Here is a 20,930-nt window from a genome sequence, read left to right as displayed (position 1 = left end):
CGCTCCAAGGCGGCCCGACCAGGCTCGAGGCCTCCCACGCAGACCCGAGGCCGATCGCGGGCGGTCCCGGTGCGAGGGGCCGGGGCAGGCGGGCGGTCCAGGCGCGAGCCCGGGGCAAGCGCCGGGGCAGGCGCCCGGAGGTGACGCCCGGAGCAGGCGCCCGGAGATGACGGCCGGAGGCCACGGCGTCGGGGACGTGCCGCATCGGCAAGCGTGCAGCGGTCCGCATCGGGAAACACACGCGTTGCGATCACGACGCGGTCACGATCCCCCGCTTGACGGCCCAGGCGCCCTTGCCGAGCCACAGCACCCGGCGTAGACCAGTGCTCACGGGACAGCGCCCGAACGTTCACGAGTCGACGAGGACGAAGAACGGGGCAGTGATGCGCAGCACGAGCAACACCATCCGGACACGCAGGACCGTGAAAGCGGCCGCCACCTTCCTGGCGGGAGCCCTCGCGCTCTCGCTGACGGCGTGCGGCGGCGACGACGACAAGAGCGGCGGTAGCGACAGCAGCACCGGAACCAAGGAATCCGGCAGCACCCTCAACCTCCCCAAGCTCGACGGCACCACGCTCGAGGTGGCCGCCGTATGGACCGGCACCGAGCAGGCGAACTTCAAGAAGGTCCTCGCCGAGTTCGAGAAACGCACCGGCGCGAAGATCACCTTCGTGCCCGCGCAGGACCCGATCATCAACTTCCTCGGTTCGAAGATCGCGGGCGGCTCACCGCCGGACGTGGCCATGCTGCCGCAGCCCGGCGCCATCAAACAGGCGGCCGACAAGGGCTGGGCCAAACCGCTGGGCGCCGAGGCCCAGGCAGAGCTCGCCAAGAACTACTCGCAGGGCTGGCAGGACATCGGCAAGGCGGACGGCAAGCAGTACGGCGTCTACTACAAGGCCGCGAACAAGTCGCTGATCTGGTACAACGCCAAGGTCTTCGAGAACGCGGGCGCGAGCGAACCCAAGACGTGGAAGGACCTGCTGACGACCGCTCAGACGGTGTACGACTCCGGTGTCACCCCGTTCTCGATCGGCGGCGCCGACGGCTGGACGCTCACCGACTGGTTCGAGAACGTCTATCTCTCCCAGGCGGGCCCGGAGAAGTACGACCAGCTGGCCCAGCACAAGATCAAGTGGACGGACCCCTCCGTGAAGGAGGCCCTGACCACCCTCGCCCAGATCTGGGGCAAGAAGGACTGGGTCGCGGGCGGCGCGAGCGGCGCGCTGCAGACCGAGTTCCCGGCCTCGGTGACCCAGACCTTCACCGGCGGCGACCAGCCGAAGGCGGCCATGGTCTACGAGGGCGACTTCGTGCAGGTCAACATCGCGGACACCAAGTCGAAGGTCGGCACGGACGCCAAGGTCTTCCCGTTCCCGCAGGCCGGTGACACCGCGCCGGTGGTCTCCGGCGGCGACGCGGCCGTCATCCTGAAGGACTCCAAGGGCGCGCAGGCGCTGGCGACCTTCCTGGCGTCGCCGGACGCGGCGGAGATCCAGGCCAAGCTCGGCGGCTACCTCTCGCCGAACAAGAACGTCGACGTCTCCGCGTATCCGAACGAGGTCCAGCGGACGATCGCCAAGGCGCTGGTCGCGGCGGGCGACGACTTCCGCTTCGACATGTCCGACCAGGCCCCGCAGGCCTTCGGCGGCACACCCGGCAAGGGCGAGTGGAAGGACCTCCAGGACTTCCTGAAGAACCCCACGGACGTGGCCGGCATCCAGGCGAAACTGGAGTCGGACGCGGCAGCGGCGTACGGGAACTGACGCGGAGATGGCAACGCCCGCGGCGGCGGGGGCTCCTCGGGCCCCCGCCCCTCCTCGCCGACGCAAGAGTGTGACCGGCACCCGAAGGACCGTGGCCGCGCTGTTCCTGCTGCCCGCCCTGGTGCTGCTCGGCGCACTCGTGGTCTACCCGATCGGGTACTCGGTCGTGCGCAGTTTCTACGACCAGTCCGGCGACGGCTTCGCCGGCGTCGACAACTACAAGGCCCTCTTCACGGACGACGGCATCCGCACCGCCCTGAAGAACAACGTGATCTGGGTGGTGTTCGCTCCGACGGTCGCGACCGCGCTCGGTCTGATCTTCGCGGTACTGACCGAACGGGTGCGCTGGGGCACCGCCTTCAAGCTGGTCGTCTTCATGCCGATGGCGATCTCGATGCTCGCCGCCGGCATCATCTTCCGGCTGGTCTACGACCAGGACCCGGACAAGGGCGTCGCCAACGCGGTGTGGGTGGGCGTCCACGACACGTTCGCCGAGTCGTCGGCGTTCCCGAAGGCCCACCCGGGCCGCGACTCGCCGCTCAGAGCGGAGAACGGCGGCTTCATCACCAAGGCCCCCGTCCACACCGGCGAACCGGTGGGTCTTCCCCTGGTCGGCGTCGCCCCCGACCAGATGCCCGGCGGCGCGGGGAAGGCCGTACAGGCGCGGCCCGAACAGGGCGCGGTCACCGGGACCACCTGGCAGGACTTCACGCGCGGCAAGGGTGTCGGCACGCTCGGCGCGCCCGACCCGTCCGAACTGGGCTACGCCGGGATGCGGATCGAGGCGGTGAAGGACGGCAAGGTGGTGGCGTCGACGAAGGCGGCCGGCGACGGCACCTTCACGCTTCCGGCCGAGGCCGACGGCGCCCTGCTCCGGCTGCCCGCGAGCAACTTCAAGGAGGCGTACAACGGCCTGGACTGGCTGGGCCCGTCGCTGGTCACGCCGGCGATCATCGGCTCGTACATCTGGATGTGGGCGGGCTTCGCGATGGTGCTGATCGCGGCCGGTCTCGCGGGCATCCCGCGGGAGCTGCTCGAAGCGGCCCGGGTGGACGGCGCCAGCGAGTGGCAGGTGTTCCGCCGGGTGACCGTCCCGCTGCTCGCCCCGGTCCTCGCGGTCGTCGCCGTCACCCTGATGATCAACGTGCTGAAGGTCTTCGACCTGGTCTTCATCATCGCCCCGGGCTCCTCGCAGGACGACGCGAACGTGCTCGCCCTGGAGCTGTACCGCAAGGGCTTCTCCGAGGACCAGCCGGGCATCGCCAGCGCCATCGCGGTGTTCCTGCTGCTGCTGGTGGTCCCGGTGATGTGGTTCAACGTACGTCGGCTCAGGCGGGAGGTACGGCGGTGACCGGACGGCTCGCTCGGCTCATGGACAAGCTCAACGGCGGCCTGGTGCGCGCCTTCCTGATCGTCGTCGGCCTGTTCTGGCTGGTGCCGACGATCGGGCTGCTCATCTCCTCCCTCCGCTCCCCCGAGGACATGAGCGCGAACGGCTGGTGGAAGGTGTTCAGCGAGCCCTCCCGACTCACCTTCGACAGCTACCAGAAGCTGCTGGAGAACGGTGACATCACCAGCTCCCTCGTCAACACGATCCTGATCACCGTGCCGGCGACGGTCCTGGTCGTCGTCATCGGCTCGCTCGCGGGCTACGCGTTCGCGTGGATGGAGTTCCCGGGCCGGGACTGGTGGTTCCTGGGCGTGGTGGGACTGCTGGTGGTGCCGGTGCAGGTGGCGCTCATCCCGATCGCCGAACTGTTCGGCAAGATCGGCCTGTTCGGGAACATCGCGGGCGTGATCCTGTTCCATGTCGGGTTCGGACTGCCCTTCGCGGTGTTCCTGCTGCGGAACTTCTTCGCGGAGATCCCGCGCGAACTGCTGGAGGCGGCCCGCCTCGACGGAGCCGGTGAACTGCGGCTGTTCGCACGGGTCGTGATGCCGCTGGGCGGGCCCGCGATCGCGTCCCTGGGCATCTTCCAGTTCCTGTGGGTGTGGAACGACATGCTGGTCGCGCTGGTGTTCACCAACGCCGACAGCCAACCGATCACGGTCGCGCTCCAGACGCAGGTACGGCAGTTCGGCAACAACATCGACGTGCTCGCGCCCGGCGCGTTCATCTCGATGGTGATCCCGCTGGCCGTGTTCTTCGCGTTCCAGCGGCAGTTCGTGTCCGGCGTGATGGCGGGCGCGGTCAAGTAGCCCTGAAAACAGGGGCGGGCCGGGTCATCGGCCCGCCCCTTCCCGTTCACCCGCCGTCCCCCGAATGCCGTACCGAACCGTAACCAATTCACTCCATCGGCCGTTCCCGGGCAAGGCCCTGTCTACCGCCCGCGCCGACCCATGGATGTCCCTTGCCCAGGTTCAGTGTCATCGTCCCCGCGTACAAGGTTCAGGCGTACCTGCACGAGTGCCTCGAATCGGTGCTGTCCCAGTCGTTCACCGACCTCGAACTGATCGTCGTCGACGACCGTTCGCCGGACGCCTGTGGCGAGATCATCGACGAGTTCGCGGCCCGCGACGCGCGCGTGCGTGCCGTGCACCTGCCGGAGAACGGCGGCCTGGGGCGGGCCCGCAACGCCGGTCTGGAGCGGGCGACCGGCGACTACCTGCTGTTCCTGGACTCCGACGACACGCTCACGCCGGACGCGCTGCGCGCGATCGCCGACCGGGTGAAGGAGACGGGCGAGCCGGACGTCCTGGTCTACGACTACGCGAGCACGTACTGGTCGGGCGAGACCGTTCGCAACAAGTTCGCGGAACTGCTCACCGAGGAGGGCCCGGCGCCCTTCCGGCTCCAGGACCGTCCGGGGCTGCTCAGGGTACTGATGGTGGCCTGGAACAAGGCCTACCGGCGGGAGTTCGTCGAGAGCGCGGGCCTGACGTTCCCGCCCGGCTACTACGAGGACACGCCGTGGACCTACCCGGCGCTGATGACGGCGAAGACGCTCGCGACGCTGGACCGGGTCTGTGTGCACTACCGGCAGCGCCGCCGGGGCAACATCCTGTCCACCACGAGCCGGGGGCACTTCGATGTCTTCGAGCAGTACGACCGGGTCTTCGCATTCGTCGAGCAGCGGCCCGAACTCGCGCAGTGGCGACCGGTGTTGTTCCGTCGCATGGTCGACCACCTCTCGACGGTCTTCACCAAGCGCGACCGGCTCCCGCGCGGCTCGCGGGCCGAGTTCCTGCGCAGGGCCCGCGCCCACTACCGCCGTTACCGCACCCCGGGCGCCTCGGTCCCGCTGCGCTCCCGGCTGCGCCACACCCTGGTCCACTTCGGCGTGCACCGCACCTACCGGGCGCTCCAGGTGTCCATGACCGTGCGCCGGCGCACCCTCAAGGCCGTCTCCAAGCTCACCCGCGCCCTGCGGGCGGCCGTCCTCCAGGCCCACTACCGCATCCAGCTGCGGCTGCCGCTGCGGGCCGACCGGGCCGTGTTCGCCGCCTACTGGGGCCGCGGGCACAGCTGCAACCCGGGTGCGCTGGAGGCCGCGTTCCGTACCTTCGCGCCCCAGGTGCGCACGGCGTGGATCGCCCGCCCCGAGCACCTGTCGGCCGTACCGCCCGGCCCCCGCCAGGTGCGCCCCGGGACGGCCGCCTACTGGACGGCACTGGCCCGCTCCAAGTACCTGGTGAACAACGTCAACTTCGACCGGCGGCTGGTCAAGCGCCCCGGCCAGATCTTCGTCCAGACCCAGCACGGCACCCCTCTCAAGCACATGGGCCTCGACCTCCAGGAGCGCCCGGCGGCCGCCCGCGACATGGACTTCGCCGAGCTCCTGAGGGGCGTCGACAAGTGGGACTACGTGCTGTCGGCCAACCGCCACACCACCCTCACCTGGGAGCGGGTCTACCCGGGGAGCTACGAGACCCTCGAGTACGGCTATCCCCGCAACGACGTCTTCCAGCGGGCGACGTCGGCGGACGTGGCCCGGCTGCGCGAGTCCCTCGGCATCCCACCCGACGCGATCGCCGTCCTCTACGCGCCCACGCACCGCGACTACCGCCGCGTCCAGCACTCCCCCCTCGCCCTGGAGCACGTCCTGCGCCGGCTGGGGCCCCGCTTCGTGATCCTGGCCCGCGCCCACTACTGGCAGGAGGCGCCACTCGCCCGGCGGGTGCCCGGTGTCATCGACGTCACCGGCCACCCGAGCGTGGAGTCCCTCTGCCTGGCCTCGGACGCCCTGCTCACGGACTACTCGTCGCTCATGTTCGACTACGCGGGGCTGGACCGTCCGATCGTGATCCACGCCGACGACTGGGAGGCCTACGAGGCGGCCCGGGGCACCTACTTCGACCTGCGCGCCTGTCCGCCGGGCGCGGTCGCGCGCAGCGAGGACGAGCTGATCGACATCTTCGCGACCGGCCACTGGCGCGGCTCCCGCGCGGCCCAGCTGCGGACCGCGTTCCGTGAGCGGTTCTGCCCGCACGACGACGGACGCGCCGCCGAGCGCGTCGTACGGCGGGTCGTGCTGGGCGAGACGCGGCTGCCCGCGGTCGTGCCGCTCGCCGAGCGCCACCCCGTGCCGTCCGCCGCCGCGACGGCGATGCCCGCGGGGCGCCCGGCGCTCGCCCATGTGCCACCGCCCGCCGGCCCGGTCCAGCCCGTCACCGACCGGCGCTGAGCGCCGCTCGCCCTCGGGAGTCGCCATGCCCGCCGGCTCGTCGCGGCCCACCCCGACCCGGCCGTCCACCTGGCGGCCGACCGGACGCCCCGGCCGTACCGCCTGAGGAACCCGCCACGGATCAGTGGACCGCCGGATCAGCAGGTCAGCTGATCAGCAGACCGACAGAGAAAGAGCAGAATGCCCCGCTTCAGCATCATCGTCCCGTCCCATGGGGTCGCGGGCCGGCTGTCCCTGGCGCTGGACTCGGTCCTCGCCCAGTCCTTCGGTGACTTCGAACTGATCCCGGTCAGCGACGCGCCCGACGCCCCGGCCGCGGCCCTCGCAGCCGGGTACGCGCGACGGGACTCCCGGGTGGCCCCGGTCCACTCGCCGCCGTCCGCCGGGCTGAGCGGGGCGCGCAACACCGGGACGCGGGCGGCGAGCGGCACGTATCTGCTGTTCCTCGACGGCGACGACCTCCTCGCCCCGGGCGCCCTGGCGGCCCTGGACGCCAGGCTCTCCGAGACTGGCGACGTCGACGTCCTCTACGCCGAGCACGAGCGCATCCCCTGGTGGGACGGTGAGCCTGCCAACCCGGTCGCCCCGCTGCTGGCGAGGGCACCGAAGGGCGCCTTCCTCCCCGCCGAGGCCCCGCACCTCACCGGCGTGCAGCTGCCCGTCTGGGGCACGGCCTACCGGCGCGCTTTCGTCACCGAGCACCGGCTGGCCTTCCCCGACGGGCACTTCACCGACGTCGGCTTCGGTGGCCTGGTCACCGTGCACGCGGAGCGGGTCGCGGTGCTGCGCTCGGTCGTCGTACGGCATCTGCTGCGGCGGCAGGGCAACCGGCTGAACCTGCCCGGCGACCACCACCCGGAGCTGCTGGACCGGGCCGACGAGGTACTCACCCGGGCGGCCGAACGGGGGCTGTCCGGGGACCGGTCGGGTCCGCTCTTCGAGCAGCTCTTCGCGGCCGTCCTGAAGACCGCCGCGCATCCGGCCCGCCTGACCGGAGGCCGGCGCCGGGCCTTCTTCCGCCGCGCGGGCCGGCTGTACCGGCGCCACCGCCCGGCCGGATTCCGCGGACCCGGCGGCAGCCTGGGGGTGCAGCACCGGCTGCTGGCGACCGGGGCGTACACGGCGTTCCGCGTGCTGGGCGGCGCCAACCGGAAGGCCTCCGGCGCCGTCCACCGGGTCCCCCGCCCCCAGGGTCTGCGGACCCGCCTGTTCTACCGGCGTCAGCTGCGCCGCCGTATCGACCCGAACCTGGCGGTGTACTGCGCCTACTGGGGGCGCGGCTACGCGTGCAGTCCGGCCGCGATCCACGCCAAGGCCGCCGAACTCGCCCCGCACATCCGCTCGGTGTTCCTCGTCGAACCGGACCAGGCGCATGCGATGCCGGCGGGAGTCGACCACGCCGTCATCGGCAGCCGCCGCTACTGGCAGGTCCTGGCCCGCGCCAAGTACCTGGTCAACAACGCCAACTTCGCGGAGGGCGTCGTCAAGCGCGAGGGCAGCGTGCATGTGCAGACGCAGCACGGCACCCCGCTCAAGAAGATGGGCGTCGACCAGTCGACGTACCCGGTCGTCGCCGCCGCGACCGGCTCCTTCACCAGGCTGCTGGGCCGCGTGGACCGCTGGGACTACAACCTCTCCTCCAACACCCACTCCACCCAGATGTGGGAGCGCGCCTTTCCGGGCTCGTACGAGCAGCTGGAGTACGGCTATCCGCGCAACGACGTCTTCTGCACGGCGACCGCGGCCGACGTGGCCAGGGTCCGGCGGGAGCTGGGCGTGCCGGAGGGCAGCACGGCCGTCCTGTACGCGCCCACCCACCGCGACTACCACACCGGTTTCGAGCCGGGACTGGATCTGGAGGCCTTCTGCGAGGCGGCCGGCGAGGACGTGGTCGTGCTGCTGCGGGCGCACTACTTCTACGACCGGGGCGGCGCGCGGAACTCCGGCCGGATCATCGACGTCACCGGGCACCGCTCCTCCGAGGAGGTCTGTCTGGCCGCCGACGCGCTGGTCACCGACTACTCGTCGATCATGTTCGACTACGCCAACCTGGACCGTCCGATCGTCGTGTACGCCGACGACTGGGACGTCTACCGGGAGACCCGGGGCGTCTACTTCGACCTGATGGCGGCCCCGCCCGGACGGGTCGTCCGCACGCCGCAGGAACTGGCGCGGGTGTTCCGCGACGGCTCCTGCGCGGACTCCGGGGCCGCCGCGCTCCGGGCCGCGTTCCGGTCCCGTTTCTGCCAGTTCGACGACGGCCTGGCCGCCGAGCGGGTGGTGCGCCGGGTGCTGCTCGGCGAGCCCCCGGAGTCGATCGCGCCCGTGCGGCCGCTCGCCGGGCGCGTCCCGGCCCCCGCCGCCTCCCCCCTCGTAAGGAGCTGACCCCCGCAGTGCCCCGCTTCAGCATCATCGTCCCGTGTTTCAAGGTGCAGGGCTTCCTGCGCGAGTGCCTCGACTCGGTCCTGGAGCAGTCGTACCGGGACATCGAGGTCATCGCCGTCGACGACCGCTCACCCGACGGCTGCGGCGCGATCCTCGACGAGTACGCGGCCCGCGACGACCGCGTCCGGGTCCTGCACCTGCCGGAGAACGCCGGCCTCGGCCGTGCCCGCAACGCCGGTATGCCGCTCGCGGGCGGCGAATACCTGTTCTTCCTCGACAGCGACGACACCCTCACTCCGGGCGCGCTGGGTGCGATGGCCGACCGGCTCGACGAGGCCGGCGACCCGGACGTACTGGTCTTCGACTACGCGCGCACCTACTGGTGGGGCGGCACCCGCAGGAACGCCCTCGCGCACGTCCTCGCGGAGGCGGCCGACGGCACCTTCACGGCCGTCGAACGCCCGGAGATCCTCGACCTGTTGATGGTCGTGTGGAACAAGGCCTACCGCCGCGACTTCGTCGAGGGGAACGGCTTCACCTTCCCGCCCGGCTACTACGAGGACACGCCCTGGACGTTCCCGGTCATGCTCAGCGCGGAGCGGATCGCCACGCTGGACCGGATCTGCCTCGACTACCGCCAGCGCCGGCAGGGCAACATCCTGTCCACCACCAGCCGCAAGCACTTCGACGTCCACGACCAGTACGAGCGGGTCTTCGCCTTCGTCGGCTCCCGCCCCGCTCTCGCGAGCTGGCGGCCGTACCTGCACCGCAAGATGGGCGAACACTGTCTCGACATCCTCGCCAAGCCGGACCGGCTGCCGCCGCCGGACAAGGGCGAGTTCTTCCGCCGTACGGCCGAGCTGTTCGCCCGCCACAAGCCTGCCGGTGAGCCGGTGCCCGCCGAACTGCGGGTCCTGGAGGGCGGTTACGCCGCCTACCGGATCAAACGGAAGGCGGGGCAGGCGGGCCGGGAGCTCGCCCGGCGCGGCTCGCAGGTGCGCAGGGCGGCGGGCGGCCCGGTACGCCGGGGGCCGGACGCTCTGCACCGGCGCCGCCCCCTGGACCCGGACCTCGTCCTGTACTCGGCGTTCTCGCACCGGGGGGTGCTCGGCGATCCGGGAGCCGTCTACGAGAAGGCGCGGGAGATCGCACCGCGGCTGCGCGGGGTGTGGGTGGTGCGCGACGAGGAGACGGCCGCGCGGCTCCCGGAGGGCGTGGAACACGTGCTGCTCGACTCCCCCGCCTACCGGCGCGTCAGCGCGCGGGCCGGGTTCTTCGTCAACAACGTGAACTGGCCCGGCACCCTGGTCAAGCGGCCGGGCAGCGTCCACATCCACACCCACCAGGGCACCCCGCTGAAGTACATGGCGGCCGACCTGCTCCGGCGGCCCGGCGCCCGGCACGGCGTGGACGTACCGCAGATGCTGCGCCGCGCCGACCGCTGGGACTACAGCCTGGTCGCCAACCCGCACTCGGAACTGGTGTGGGAGCGGGCGTACCCGTGCCACTTCACGTCGGTGCGCAGCGGGAGCCCGCGCAACGACGTGCTGGTGAAAGCCGGTACGCACGGTGATGCCGGGGCGGGTCCCGCGGTCCGCGCGCGGCTCGGGATCCCGGCCGGTCACACGGTCGTGCTGTACGCGCCGACCCGCCGCGACTACGTGCGCGGCGGACACGCCGACCGGCTCGACCTGGCCCGGTTCGCCGCCGACCTCGGCGCGGGCCACACCCTCGTCGTACGGCTGCACCCGTCGCTGGCGACCGGTCCGGCGCGCGGGCTCGGCCTGGCAGACCTGCACCGGCGCGGGGTGCTGGTGGACGCGACGGACGAGCCGCGCGTCGAGGACGTCATGCTCGCCTCCGACGTGCTGGTCACCGACTACTCGGCCCTGATGTTCGACTACGCCAACCTGGACCGGCCGATCGTCGTCCACGCCGACGACTGGCCCGCGTACACGGCGAGCCGGGGTGCCTACTTCGACATCACCGCCGACGCGCCGGGCCATGTCTCGCGCACCTACCGGGAACTGGCCTGGCTGCTGGCCTCCGGCGGCTGGCGTGACGAGGAGTCGGCGCGGTTGCGGGCGGGCTTCCGGGAGCGGTTCTGCGCCTACGACGACGGGCGCGCCGCCGAGCGGGTCGTACGGCGGCTGCTGCTGGGCGAGGAGTTCCCCGAGAGGGCCGCCCTGCCGAAGGTGCCCGGCCCGGCCGGCGCCCGCGATCTGCTCGCGTCGAAGTGAAGGGACCCCTGCGGCCGCGCACCTGGGTGCTGCTCCTGGCCGCCGTGTTCGCGCTGTTCCAGCTCGCGAACGTGACCGGCCGGGACACCCCGGACAGCAAGAACTACCTGTCGTACGCGCTGAGTCTGCGCGGGGAGAGCAAACGCGAGGCGGCCGCCGCGACCATCGACTACGCCTGCGCGGGTGAGGCCTCGACCGCGGCCCGCCGGCAGAGCGTGGACGTGCTGCGCTTCGACGCTCCCGACCCCGGCCGCCGGGTCGCCGCCGAGTGCCGGAGGCGGGAGTGGCGCACCGTGGACGCGCGGCTGAGGGCGGGGCAGACCGGCGGTCACACCGTGCCGTTCATGCCGGAGCGCTTCATGCGGATCTTCGAGGTGCGCCCTGGCTACCCGGTGTTCCTGCTGCCGTTCATCACCCTGTTCGGTGTCACCTGGGGTGTGTGGCTGGCGGGTGTCGCGGTGGCGGCGGCGGGCGGGGTCCTGGTGTTTCTCATCCTGCGCACCCTGCGCGCGCCGACCTCCGTCTGCGCGACCGGGCAGGCCCTGTACTACGTGCTGCCGTGCGGTACGACCGCCATGCGCCCGATGACCGAGGGCCTGATGCTGGCGCTGACGCTGGCGGCGCTGTGGGGGTGCGCGCTGTCCCTGGACGGTGCGGTGCGGGCGGCGGCCTGGCTGGTCCGCGGTTCGCTGGCAGCCCTGTTCACCGTCAAGCACTCGCAGGCGCTGTTCCTCGGGCTGTGTCTGGCGGGTGCGGGCGCGCTGATCGCCGTACGGCGCCGGCGGCGCGGGCGGCCGCCGGGACGGGGGGTGGCCGTGGTGGCCGTCGCCGGCTGTTGCGGGGTGCTGGGCACGTTGGTCCTGGCGAGGCTGCTGCACTATCCGTCCGAGACGGAGAGTCTCCAGGATCTGCTGACCCGCCACTTCGACCGGCCCGACCGCACGCACGCGTGGACGGAGTTCCGGACCCTCCAGGTGAACTTCTGGGTGGAGTGGCTGCGCCGGCAGCTGTGGGAGCCGCTGTTCCTGGCCGCGCTGGCGGCCGGGGCCCTGGGTGTGGCGCGGGGGCGGCGGCGGGCGTTCGGCGTCTTCGTGCTCGGCGCCGCCTGCACCGGGGTCCTCACCCAGGCCGGACACCCGGACATCACCATCTGGGGCGACCGGCTGATCGTGCTGGCGTGGCTGCTGCCGGTGCTGGGGGTGCCGCTGCTGCTCGAACCCGTGCTGCGGGGGCGGGTGGCCCTGCCGATCCAGGAAGGCGCCGATCGGGCTCACTCGATGAGGTGACTTTCGGCAAGACCGTTGACCGGGGCGGGAAGATAGGGCGAATGCCCCTCTTTGCCCAGTTTGCTTACCAATTCCCCCTCGGCGCGATCCCCTTCGGTGCGGTCCGGTTCGGTGCGACCCCCTTCGACGTGACCCTGTCCGCTGCGACCCGCTTCGGTGCGGTCCGTTTCGGTGCGGTCCGGCTTGGTTCGATCGGGTTTGGTTCGATCTGGTTTGGTTCGATCCGGTTCGGTGTGGCCCGGTTCGGTTCGATCCGTTGAGCGCCGGTGTTCTGACCCGGCGGCCCGCGCGCGGTGCGACGGCGCTGCGCGGCGGGCGGGTGTGGCGGCCGACCCCGTTCCAGGTCTTCGGTCTGCTGTTCTGGCTGGTGATGTCGCTGGCGTACTGGCGGGTGCCGCAGTGCTGCGACGCCGGCCAGCACGCGGCGGTCGTCGAACGCCTGAAGGGCAGTCTGCTGCACCCCCGGCACCCGATGGCCGACCTGCCGGGTGCGGGCAGCCCGTACTACTCGCCGTACGCGGTCGCGGAGGGCGTCTTCGCCCGGGTGACCGGGCTGACGGGCTGGGAGGTGCTGCGGGTCGCCGGTCCGGTGAACCTGGTGGTGCTGCTGACCGGCATCTGCCGCTTCACCCGCGTGCTGACACCGAGACCGTGGGCGCCGGTGCTCGGGCTGGCGGCGATGACGCTGCTGTGGGGCACCGAGCGGGCCTGGTGGAGCGGCTACCTCGGCCTGATGTCGATGACCGGCAACCTCGGCTATCCGTCCACCTTCGCCATCGGGCTCACCTTCTGGGCGTGGGCCCTGACGGGTACACGCACGCGTGACGCGCGCCGGGTGCGGTACGTGGGGCCCAGCGGACTGCGCGGCTTCACCGGGTACGTGGCACTGGGCGTGCTGTACGGGGTGATCGTGCTGGTGCATCCGATCACGTCGATCGCGGCGGTGACCGGGGGAGCGGCCTTCGTCGTGGGGTGGCAGCGGGGGTGGCGGTCCGCGGTGACCGCCCGCTGGGCGGTGGCGGTGGCCGCGGCCTTGCCGACGGCCGCGTTCTGGCCGTACTTCGACGTGTTCGCGCTGGCCGGGAACGGCAGCGTGGACGCGATGCACCAGCGGCTGTACGACGGGCCGGCCGGGCACTTCTGGCTGGCACTGGTGGGAGTGCCGGCGTTGTGGGCACGGCGCCGCCGCTCGGCGCGTGACCCACTGGTGCTGATGTTCACCCTGGAGTGCCTGGTGGTGGCGTACGGCTTCGTCAGCGGCCACTACACCTACGGGCGGATCCTCGGGCTCACCCTGGTCCCGCTCCAGTTCGCACTGGCCGTGGAACTGGCGGCGCCCCGGCCCTGGCGGACGGGGCGGCGCGTACTGGGCGCGGTCGCGGCGGGCGCGGCCTGTCTCGGTTTCCTCACCGTCCAGGCGGGGGCGGTCGTGCCGCGTGCGCTGGACCCGGTCGGCTTCGAAGCGCCGCCGCGCTGGCCCGCGTACGACTGGGCCGCGCGGCACATCGGGCCCGGCGAGGTGGTGGTCACCGACGGGTACTACGCGGTCCACGCGATCGCCGGGTACGGGCCGAACCTGGCCGCCCCGGCCTGGCCGGACGCGGCCCTGGACGAGCGGGAGCGGCTCCGGCGGCTCGACGACGTCCGCGCCTACCTCTCCCCCGGGTCGACCCGCGCCGAGCGCATGGGGATCGCCCACCGCTACCGCATCCGCTGGCTGCTCCTGACGCGCCGGCACCCGGTGCCCGAGGAGGCCGTGGTGGTGGCGTGGAGCCGGCGGACGGGGGAGGTGCTGGCGCGGGTCACGGGCCGCTGAACCGCTGGGCGCGGCCCGGGACCAGAGCCGCCCGGGACCACCGGGATCCACTGGGGCTACCGGATCGCAGGACCACCAGGACTACTCGATGACGAGGTCGACCTCGATGTTGCCGCGGGTGGCGTTGGAGTAGGGGCAGACCTGGTGGGCGGTCTCGACCAGCTTGCGGCCGGTCGCCTCGTCCAGGCCCTCGGGCAGCTCGACGCGCAGCGTCACCTTCAGGCCGAAGCCCTCGCCCTGCTTGCCTATGCCGACCTCGGCGGTCACGGCGGCGTCGGTGACGTCGACCTTCGCCTGGCGGCCGACGAGACCGAGGGCGCTGCCGAAACAGGCCGCGTAACCGGCGGCGAACAGCTGCTCCGGGTTGGTGCCCTGACCGTTGCCGCCCAGCTCCACCGGCGGGGCCAGCTGGAGGTCGATCCTGCCGTCGGAGGAGACGGCGCGACCGTCACGGCCGTGGGTGGCGGTGGCGACTGCGGTGTAGAGCGCGTCCATGGATGAACCATCCCTCTCGGAAGTCGTTTTGGGGGGTGGCCGGCCCTCGCGCTGTTCGCGTCCGGACCGCCTCACGGGGATAAGTAGAGCACACAACTCAGTTGCACACAACTAAATGGCTCGCAAGAGCTACCCTGGAGGCATGACCCCGACGCCCGCATCCCCAGCACAGGAGAACGCCGAGGAGGACTGGCTCCGCCTGGACCGCCAGATCTGCTTCTCCCTGCACGCCGCCTCGCGCGCCTTCAACGGCGTCTACCGCGTGATCCTCAAGGAACTCGGACTGACCTACCCCCAGTACCTGGTGCTACTCGTCCTGTGGGAGCACGGCGAGCTGCCCGTCAAGAAGCTCGGCGAACATCTCCGCCTCGACTCCGGCACCCTCTCCCCGCTGCTCAAGCGGCTGGAGTCGGCCGGCCTGGTACGCAGGGAGCGCAGCTCTCGCGACGAGCGCTCGGTGGAGATCCGGCTCACCGAGGAGGGCGTCGCCCTGCGCCGGCAGGCGCTGCGGGTGCCGCGCCGGATCTCGTCGGCGACCGGATTCGACCTGCACGAGATCCGCGAACTGCGCGAACACCTCGACCGGCTCACCCTGGCGCTCGACACGGCGACCCTGGAGGAGGAGCCGGAGCACGCATAGGCGTTTTACTCCGTCAAGCCGGACTTGACCCGCCTTACGATCCGCGAGTGATGAAACGCCGCCGTCTCCTCGCACTCCCCCTCCCAGCCTCCGCCCCTGTCCTCGTCCTCGCTCTCACCTGGCTCACCACCCGTGCCGTGATGCTGTGGCTGCTCGCCCACGACTCGCTGCCGGTGCTCGGCGGCCGTGTCGCGCGCGAGGTGTGGCACGGCTACCACCACTGGTACGGCACCCTGGCGAGCGGCGCCTTCCCCGCGCACGACCCGCTCTGGCAGTACCCGCCGGGGGCCGGCCCGGTGCTGCTGGCGCCGGGGGCGCTGCCCTGGTGGTCGTACCTCCAGGCGTTCGTCGCCCTGACGGTCGCCGCGGACGCGGTGATCGCGGTGACCCTGGTCCGCGCGGGCGGGCGCCCCGGTCGCAGTCTGTACGGCGCCGCGCTGTGGGTGGGCGGGCTGCCCCTGCTGCTGCGCCTTCCGTTCGCCCGCTACGACGTGCAGGTCACGGCCCTGGCCGTCGTCTCCCTACTGGCGCTGTCGCGGTCCACGCGCGTGTGCGGGGCGTTCGTGGCGCTGGGGGCGCTGGTGAAGGTGTGGCCGGCGCTGGTCCTGCTCGGGGTGGAGAGGGGACGGGACACCAGGTCGGTGTGGACGTCGACGGCGGTGACGGGAGCCTCGGCGCTGGCTCTCCTCGCGCTGGCGTTCCGTGATCCCCTGGCCTTCCTGCTCCAGCAGGGCGGCCGAGGCGTACAGATCGAGTCCCTGGGCGGCACGGTGCTCTCCGTCGCCTCGCACGCCGGCTGGCCGGGCGGGGTCCGGTACCGGTACGGCGCGATGGAGTTCACCGGCCCCTACGTCCCGGCCGTCGCCCACCTCTCCCTGGCCCTCACCGCGGCGGCCTTCGGCCTCCTGCTGCTGTGGCGGTTCCGGGCCCGCCGCTGGACGGAGGCGACGCCGTACGACGCCGCGCTGAGCGCCGTACTGCTGTTCACCGTCACCAGCCGGGTGATCAGCCCGCAGTACATGGTCTGGCTGCTGGGGCTGGCCGGCGTCTGCCTGACCTCACGGGACACCACCCAGCGCCCGGTCGCGGCGCTGGTCCTGGCGGCGACCGCGGTCAGCTCGGTGATCTTCCCCCTGCACTACCCGGAGGTCATCGACCGCACCTGGACCGGCACGACGCTCATGCTCGTACGCAACGGCCTGCTGACCACGGCCGCCGCCCTGTCCTTCACCCGCCTGTGGCGCTCCGGCACGGTCCGTGCCGTGCCCGGCGCGAAGGACCGCGCGCAGACCCTGCCCAGGAGCCGGACACCCGCTTCACCGGTAGACGCCCGAGGCGCCGGCGGGCGGTCTCGTAGGCTGCCCGGATGACCGATCCCGTGTCTGCCGATCCCGTGTCTGCCGAGTCCCCGTCTGCCGATCCCGTGTCTGCCGACGACCGCGCGGTCGGCTGTGTCGTCGGCTCCGCCGTGGGGGACGCGCTGGGCGCTCCCTTCGAGTTCGGACCGGAGGGCGCCTTCAGCGAGCGGTTCCCGGCAGCCGGACAGGGTGGCGAGATGTGCGGGGGCGGCGGCTGGGACCCGGGCGAGGCGACCGACGACACGCAGATGGCCGTCCTGGTCGGGGAGTCCCTGCTGGAGCACGGCGGGCTGGAACCGGCGGACGTCTTCCTGCGGTTCCGACGCTGGGCCGCCGCCGGTCCCAAGGACATCGGCCTGCAGACCGAGGCGGTCCTCAGCAGCGGCGACCCCTGGGACCTCGCCGCCGCCCTGCATTATCAGACCAGCCAACGAGCGGCGGGCAACGGGGCGTTGATGCGGGCCACGACCTCCGCGGTGTACTTCGCGTCCCGCGGCCGTACCGCCACCATGGACGCGGCCCGCCGCCTCGCCGCCCTCACCCACGGGGACCGCGCGGCCTGGGAGGGCACGGCCGTCTTCCATGAGCTGGTACGGATCGCCCTCACCGGCGCCGACCCGCTGGCCGCGCTCCCGGAGACCCTCGCCGAGGTCCACCCCGGCCATCGCGAGCGCTACGGAGCCGTCCTCGCCCCGGACTGGCATCCGGACCTGGCCACCGAGTTCAACGGCGCCGTCTGGCCGTGCCTCGGCTCCGCCGTCTGGGCGCTGCGCACCACGTCCCGCTTCGAGGACGCCGTCCGCGCCGCCGTCGACCTCGGCGGCGACACGGACACCGTCGCGGCGGTGACGGGCGGCCTCGCCGGGGCCGTGTACGGCATCGGTGGCATCCCGCGGCGGTGGACGGCCGCGCTGCACGTACCGCTGCCGGGCTGGGGCGACCGGGTGCTGCGGCTGCCAGGACTCACCGGCCTGGCACTCCGGTCGGCGACGGCCTGAGCGCGGCGGCCGGCCCGGGGCAGGCGTTGGGTCAGACGTTGTTCAGGTACGCCAGCACGGCCAGTACCCGCCGGTGTCCGCTGTCGCTCACGGGCAGGCTCAGCTTCAGGAACACGTTGCCGATGTGCTTGCTGACGGACCGTTCGGTGATGACGAGGGTGTGGGCGATGGTCGTGTTGTCGCGGCCCTCGGCCATGAGCTTCAGCACCTCGCGCTCGCGCGGCGTCAGCGAGTCCAGCGGCGAGTCGCGGCGGCGGGTCAGCAGTTCGGTCACGACCTCGGGGTCGAGGGCCGTACCGCCGGACGCGACCCGCTCCAGCGCGTCGAGGAACTCGTCCACCCGGCCCACCCGGTCCTTCAGCAGATAGCCGACCCCGCTCGCACCCCCGCCCAGCAGTTCGGCGGCGTAGGACTCCTCGACGTACTGGGAGAGCACCAGCACCGGCAGGCCGGGGATCTTCTCGCGGGCATCCAGGGCGGCCCGCAGCCCCTCGTCACGGAAGTCCGGCGGCATCCGCACGTCGAGCACGGCCACGTCCGGCCGGTGCTTCAGGAGCGCCGGAAGGACCTCGGGGCCGGAGCCGGCGACGGCCACCACCTCGTGCCCGGCCGATGTCAGCAGCAGGACCAGGCCCTCCCTGAGCAGGGCGTTGTCCTCGGCCATCACGACTCTCATGCCAGCTCGACTCCCGTCACAGCGCCCGCAGGCCTCCGGCTGCCTACAGCGCCTTGATCGCCTCGGTGGTCGCCCGGGCCAGCGCGCCCAGATAGCCCTTGGGCAGCTTCGGGCTGCGGATCACCACCGAACGCCAGTAAAGCGGACCCGAGATCAGATCGAGCGCCAGTTCCTCGTTCAGCCCTTCGCGGATCTCGCCGCGCCGCGCCGCCGCCGCCACGATCTTCAGGGCGACCTCCTCCTGACCCTCTTTCAGCGCCTTCTGCAACGCGTCGGCGATCTCGGGATTGCGGGCCGCCTCGGCCTGGAGATCGGGGATGATCTGCGACGCCACCGGGTGTCGCAGGGCCCGGGACGTCACCTCGTAGAGCATGCGCAGGTCGCCCTCCAGGCTGCCCGTCTCCGGGGCCGGCAGCCCCTGCACGGCGATCACCGAGACTATGTCGAGGACGAGGTGCAGCTTGGAACGCCAGCGCCGGTAGACGGCGGTCTTGCCCACACCGGCGCGGCGGGCGATGCCCTCGATGGACATCCGCGCGTAGCCGACGGTCGCGAGCTCCTCGAACACGGCGCCCCGGATGGCTTCCGTCACATCCTCGCGCAGCACGGCCGCGCCCGCGGGGGCCCGGCGGCGCGGTCGCACCTGGGGTCCATCGGCGTTCGTCGCGTTCGTCGTCATGCGGACCAGCATAGGGCGTTACGACGAAACGGTTGCGTTCCGACGTCAGATCGGCCTACTCTCACGTTGCGACGATACGGTCCCGTCCCGACGTAAGAAAAAGTAAAGAAAAGCGTAAGAAAAACGTCGGGCAGCCGCGGAAACGCCGCCAGCACCCTTCCCCCGAGTGAAAGCAGCGGATGTGAGTCAGGTTCTCCACACACCGCCCACGACACAGGCCGCCCCCCACGGCGACCTCGCGGCCCTGGCCGCCCGTCACGGCCTCACGGTCAGCGGTGCCCGCCCGTCCCTGCCCGAGTACATCCGCCAGCTCTGGGCACGCCGCCACTTCATCACCGCGTTCGCCACGGCCAAACTCACCGCCCAGTACAGCCAGGCGAAGCTGGGCCAGGTCTGGCAGGTGATGACCCCGCTGCTGAACGCGGCGGTGTACTACTTCATCTTCGGCGTCCTGCTGGAGACGAAGAAGGGCGTGGCGGACTTCATCCCGTTCCTGGTCACCGGCGTGTTCGTCTGGACGTTCACCCAGAGCTCGATCATGGCGGGCACCCGGGCCATCGGCGGCAGCATCGGCCTGGTGCGGGCTCTGCACTTCCCCCGGGCCGCGCTGCCGATCTCGTTCTGCCTCCAGCAGCTCCAGCAGCTGCTGTTCTCGATGGCCGCCCTGCTGATCATCCTGTTCGCCGTGGGCGTGCCGCCGGCGCTGTCCTGGGTCCTGGTCATTCCGGCCCTGGCGCTCCAGTTCGTGTTCAACGCGGGCGTCTCGATGATCCTGGCCCGGCTCGGCGCGAACACGCCGGACATCTCCCAGCTGATGCCGTTCATCCTGCGCACCTGGATGTACATCTCGGGTGTGATGTGGAGCATCGACAACCTGATCGACAAGCACCACGGCATGCCGCCCTGGGTCGCCGACGTGCTGCGGGCCAACCCCGCCGCCGTCTACATCGACCTGATGCGCTTCGCGCTGATCGACAGCTTCCACGCGAGCCAGCTGCCGCCCCACGTGTGGCTGGTCGCGACCGGCTGGGCGCTGGTCGCCGGCGTCGGCGGCTTCATCTACTTCTGGAAGGCTGAGGAGACGTACGGCCGTGGCTGACAACGCAACGCGCACCGCGCCCACCACACCCACCGAGCCCTTCGACGAGCGGGCCCCCACCGTCATCGCGGACGGCGTCGACATCGTCTACCGGATCAACGGCACCGGCAGCGGCCGGGGCAGCGCGACGGCGGCCCTCAACCGCATCCTGCGCCCCAAGCAGGCCCAGAAGGCCGCCGGCATGCGCACGGTGCACGCCGTCAAGAACGTCAGCTTCGTCGCGTACAAGGGCGAGGCGATCGGCCTGATCGGCACCAACGGCTCCGGCAAGTCGACCCTGCTCAAGGGGATCGCGGGCCTCCAGCCGGTGGAGAACGGCAAGATCTACACCGACGGGCAGCCCTCCCTCCTCGGCGTCAACGCGGCGCTGATGGGCGACCTGACCGGCGAACGCAACGTCTACCTCGGCGGCCTCGCCATGGGCATGACGCGCGAGCAGATCAAGGAGCGCTACCAGGAGATCGTCGACTTCTCGGGCATCAACGAGAAGGGCGACTTCATCTCCCTGCCGATGCGCACCTACTCCTCCGGCATGGGCTCCCGGCTGCGCTTCTCCATCGCCGCCGCCAAGGACCACGACGTGCTGCTCATCGACGAGGCGCTGTCGACCGGCGACGCGCGGTTCCAGGCGCGTTCGGCCGAACGCATCCAGGAGATGCGGGCGCACGCCGGCACGGTCTTCCTGGTCAGCCACAGCAACGCCGCGATCCGCGACACCTGCGACCGGGTGCTGTGGCTGGAACGCGGTGAACTGCGCATGGACGGCCTGACGGAAGAGGTCCTGGAGGCGTACGAGGCGTTCACCGGCGACAAGAAGAAGCCCAAGCCGAAGCCCGCCTCCTGACGGAACGACAGACAGACGGGGGC

General features: G+C 71.7%; 17 protein-coding genes. 14 read left to right on the top strand and 3 right to left on the bottom strand.

The window, feature by feature from the left end:
- Nucleotides 1-383: 383 nt before the first annotated feature.
- The 9 genes from ACFWBB_RS29155 (at nucleotide 384) to ACFWBB_RS29115 (ending at nucleotide 14,118) form a co-directional block, all read left to right on the top strand.
- A complete protein-coding gene (locus ACFWBB_RS29155) occupies nucleotides 384-1,766 on the top strand; it encodes an ABC transporter substrate-binding protein (protein ID WP_385278255.1) in 1,383 nt (460 codons plus the stop codon).
- A 70-nt stretch (nucleotides 1,767-1,836) separates the two neighbouring features.
- Nucleotides 1,837-3,117, top strand: coding sequence for a carbohydrate ABC transporter permease (locus ACFWBB_RS29150; RefSeq protein WP_385278253.1), 1,281 nt, complete (start codon nucleotides 1,837-1,839; stop codon nucleotides 3,115-3,117).
- 20 nt (nucleotides 3,118-3,137) lie between these two features.
- The gene (locus ACFWBB_RS29145; RefSeq protein ID WP_385278306.1) at nucleotides 3,138-3,965 is read left to right on the top strand and encodes a carbohydrate ABC transporter permease; all 828 of its coding nucleotides are present in this window, start codon (nucleotides 3,138-3,140) and stop codon (nucleotides 3,963-3,965) included.
- A 152-nt stretch (nucleotides 3,966-4,117) separates the two neighbouring features.
- Complete coding sequence (locus ACFWBB_RS29140) at nucleotides 4,118-6,391, top strand: CDP-glycerol glycerophosphotransferase family protein (protein ID WP_385278251.1); 2,274 nt, start codon at nucleotides 4,118-4,120, stop codon at nucleotides 6,389-6,391.
- A 180-nt stretch (nucleotides 6,392-6,571) separates the two neighbouring features.
- Nucleotides 6,572-8,776, top strand: coding sequence for a CDP-glycerol glycerophosphotransferase family protein (locus ACFWBB_RS29135; protein WP_385278249.1), 2,205 nt, complete (start codon nucleotides 6,572-6,574; stop codon nucleotides 8,774-8,776).
- Between the two features lie 8 nt (nucleotides 8,777-8,784).
- Entirely contained in the window at nucleotides 8,785-11,016 is a 2,232-nt protein-coding gene (locus tag ACFWBB_RS29130) for a CDP-glycerol glycerophosphotransferase family protein (protein ID WP_385278247.1), read from the top strand.
- 8 nt (nucleotides 11,017-11,024) lie between these two features.
- A complete protein-coding gene (locus ACFWBB_RS29125) occupies nucleotides 11,025-12,302 on the top strand; it encodes a hypothetical protein (RefSeq protein WP_385278304.1) in 1,278 nt (425 codons plus the stop codon).
- Nucleotides 12,299-12,562, top strand: a complete 264-nt coding sequence (locus ACFWBB_RS29120) for a hypothetical protein (protein ID WP_385278245.1) — start codon at nucleotides 12,299-12,301, stop codon at nucleotides 12,560-12,562. The genes ACFWBB_RS29125 and ACFWBB_RS29120 overlap by 4 nt, the downstream gene beginning before the upstream one ends.
- A complete protein-coding gene (locus ACFWBB_RS29115) occupies nucleotides 12,559-14,118 on the top strand; it encodes a hypothetical protein (protein WP_385278243.1) in 1,560 nt (519 codons plus the stop codon). The genes ACFWBB_RS29120 and ACFWBB_RS29115 overlap by 4 nt, the downstream gene beginning before the upstream one ends.
- 81 nt (nucleotides 14,119-14,199) lie before the next feature.
- Here the strand turns inward: ACFWBB_RS29115 and ACFWBB_RS29110 are convergent, their stop codons facing one another.
- Complete coding sequence (locus ACFWBB_RS29110) at nucleotides 14,200-14,613, bottom strand: organic hydroperoxide resistance protein (RefSeq protein WP_020132372.1); 414 nt, start codon at nucleotides 14,611-14,613, stop codon at nucleotides 14,200-14,202.
- 142 nt (nucleotides 14,614-14,755) lie between these two features.
- Here ACFWBB_RS29110 and ACFWBB_RS29105 point away from each other — a divergent pair, with 142 nt between their 5' ends.
- Genes ACFWBB_RS29105 through ACFWBB_RS29095 form a run of 3 tightly spaced genes read left to right on the top strand, consistent with a single transcriptional unit; the run spans nucleotide 14,756 to nucleotide 17,609 of the window.
- Nucleotides 14,756-15,253: a MarR family winged helix-turn-helix transcriptional regulator gene (locus tag ACFWBB_RS29105; protein WP_385278240.1), complete on the top strand. Its 498-nt coding sequence runs from the start codon at nucleotides 14,756-14,758 to the stop codon at nucleotides 15,251-15,253.
- A 50-nt stretch (nucleotides 15,254-15,303) separates the two neighbouring features.
- A complete protein-coding gene (locus tag ACFWBB_RS29100; RefSeq protein ID WP_385278238.1) occupies nucleotides 15,304-16,623 on the top strand; it encodes a glycosyltransferase family 87 protein in 1,320 nt (439 codons plus the stop codon).
- A gap of 53 nt (nucleotides 16,624-16,676) precedes the next feature.
- Entirely contained in the window at nucleotides 16,677-17,609 is a 933-nt protein-coding gene (locus ACFWBB_RS29095; RefSeq protein ID WP_385278236.1) for an ADP-ribosylglycohydrolase family protein, read from the top strand.
- 31 nt (nucleotides 17,610-17,640) lie between these two features.
- On the opposite strand, the gene ACFWBB_RS29090 is transcribed toward ACFWBB_RS29095, so the two are convergent.
- Together ACFWBB_RS29090 and ACFWBB_RS29085 are read right to left on the bottom strand one after the other, a co-directional pair.
- Nucleotides 17,641-18,285 (bottom strand): LuxR C-terminal-related transcriptional regulator, encoded by a 645-nt coding sequence (locus ACFWBB_RS29090; RefSeq protein ID WP_385278234.1) that lies wholly within the window; start codon nucleotides 18,283-18,285, stop codon nucleotides 17,641-17,643.
- 43 nt (nucleotides 18,286-18,328) lie between these two features.
- A complete protein-coding gene (locus ACFWBB_RS29085) occupies nucleotides 18,329-18,976 on the bottom strand; it encodes a TetR/AcrR family transcriptional regulator (RefSeq protein WP_385278232.1) in 648 nt (215 codons plus the stop codon).
- Nucleotides 18,977-19,145: 169 nt separating this feature from the next.
- On the opposite strand from ACFWBB_RS29085, the gene ACFWBB_RS29080 reads away from it, so the two are divergent.
- Nucleotides 19,146-20,063 carry an ABC transporter permease gene (locus tag ACFWBB_RS29080; RefSeq protein ID WP_385278230.1) on the top strand — a complete coding sequence of 306 codons (918 nt, stop codon included), beginning with the start codon at nucleotides 19,146-19,148 and terminating at the stop codon, nucleotides 20,061-20,063.
- On the top strand, nucleotides 20,056-20,907 hold the full coding sequence (locus tag ACFWBB_RS29075; RefSeq protein WP_385278228.1) for an ABC transporter ATP-binding protein: 852 nt from the start codon (nucleotides 20,056-20,058) through the stop codon (nucleotides 20,905-20,907). The genes ACFWBB_RS29080 and ACFWBB_RS29075 overlap by 8 nt, the downstream gene beginning before the upstream one ends.
- Nucleotides 20,908-20,930 lie beyond the last annotated feature (23 nt).

Origin of the sequence: Streptomyces sp. NPDC060000 (assembly GCF_042737375.1) — a bacterium.
Lineage (GTDB): Bacteria > Actinomycetota > Actinomycetes > Streptomycetales > Streptomycetaceae > Streptomyces.
The sequence above is the reverse complement of the archived record's forward strand: the minus strand, read 5'-3'. Positions and strand labels throughout refer to the sequence as shown.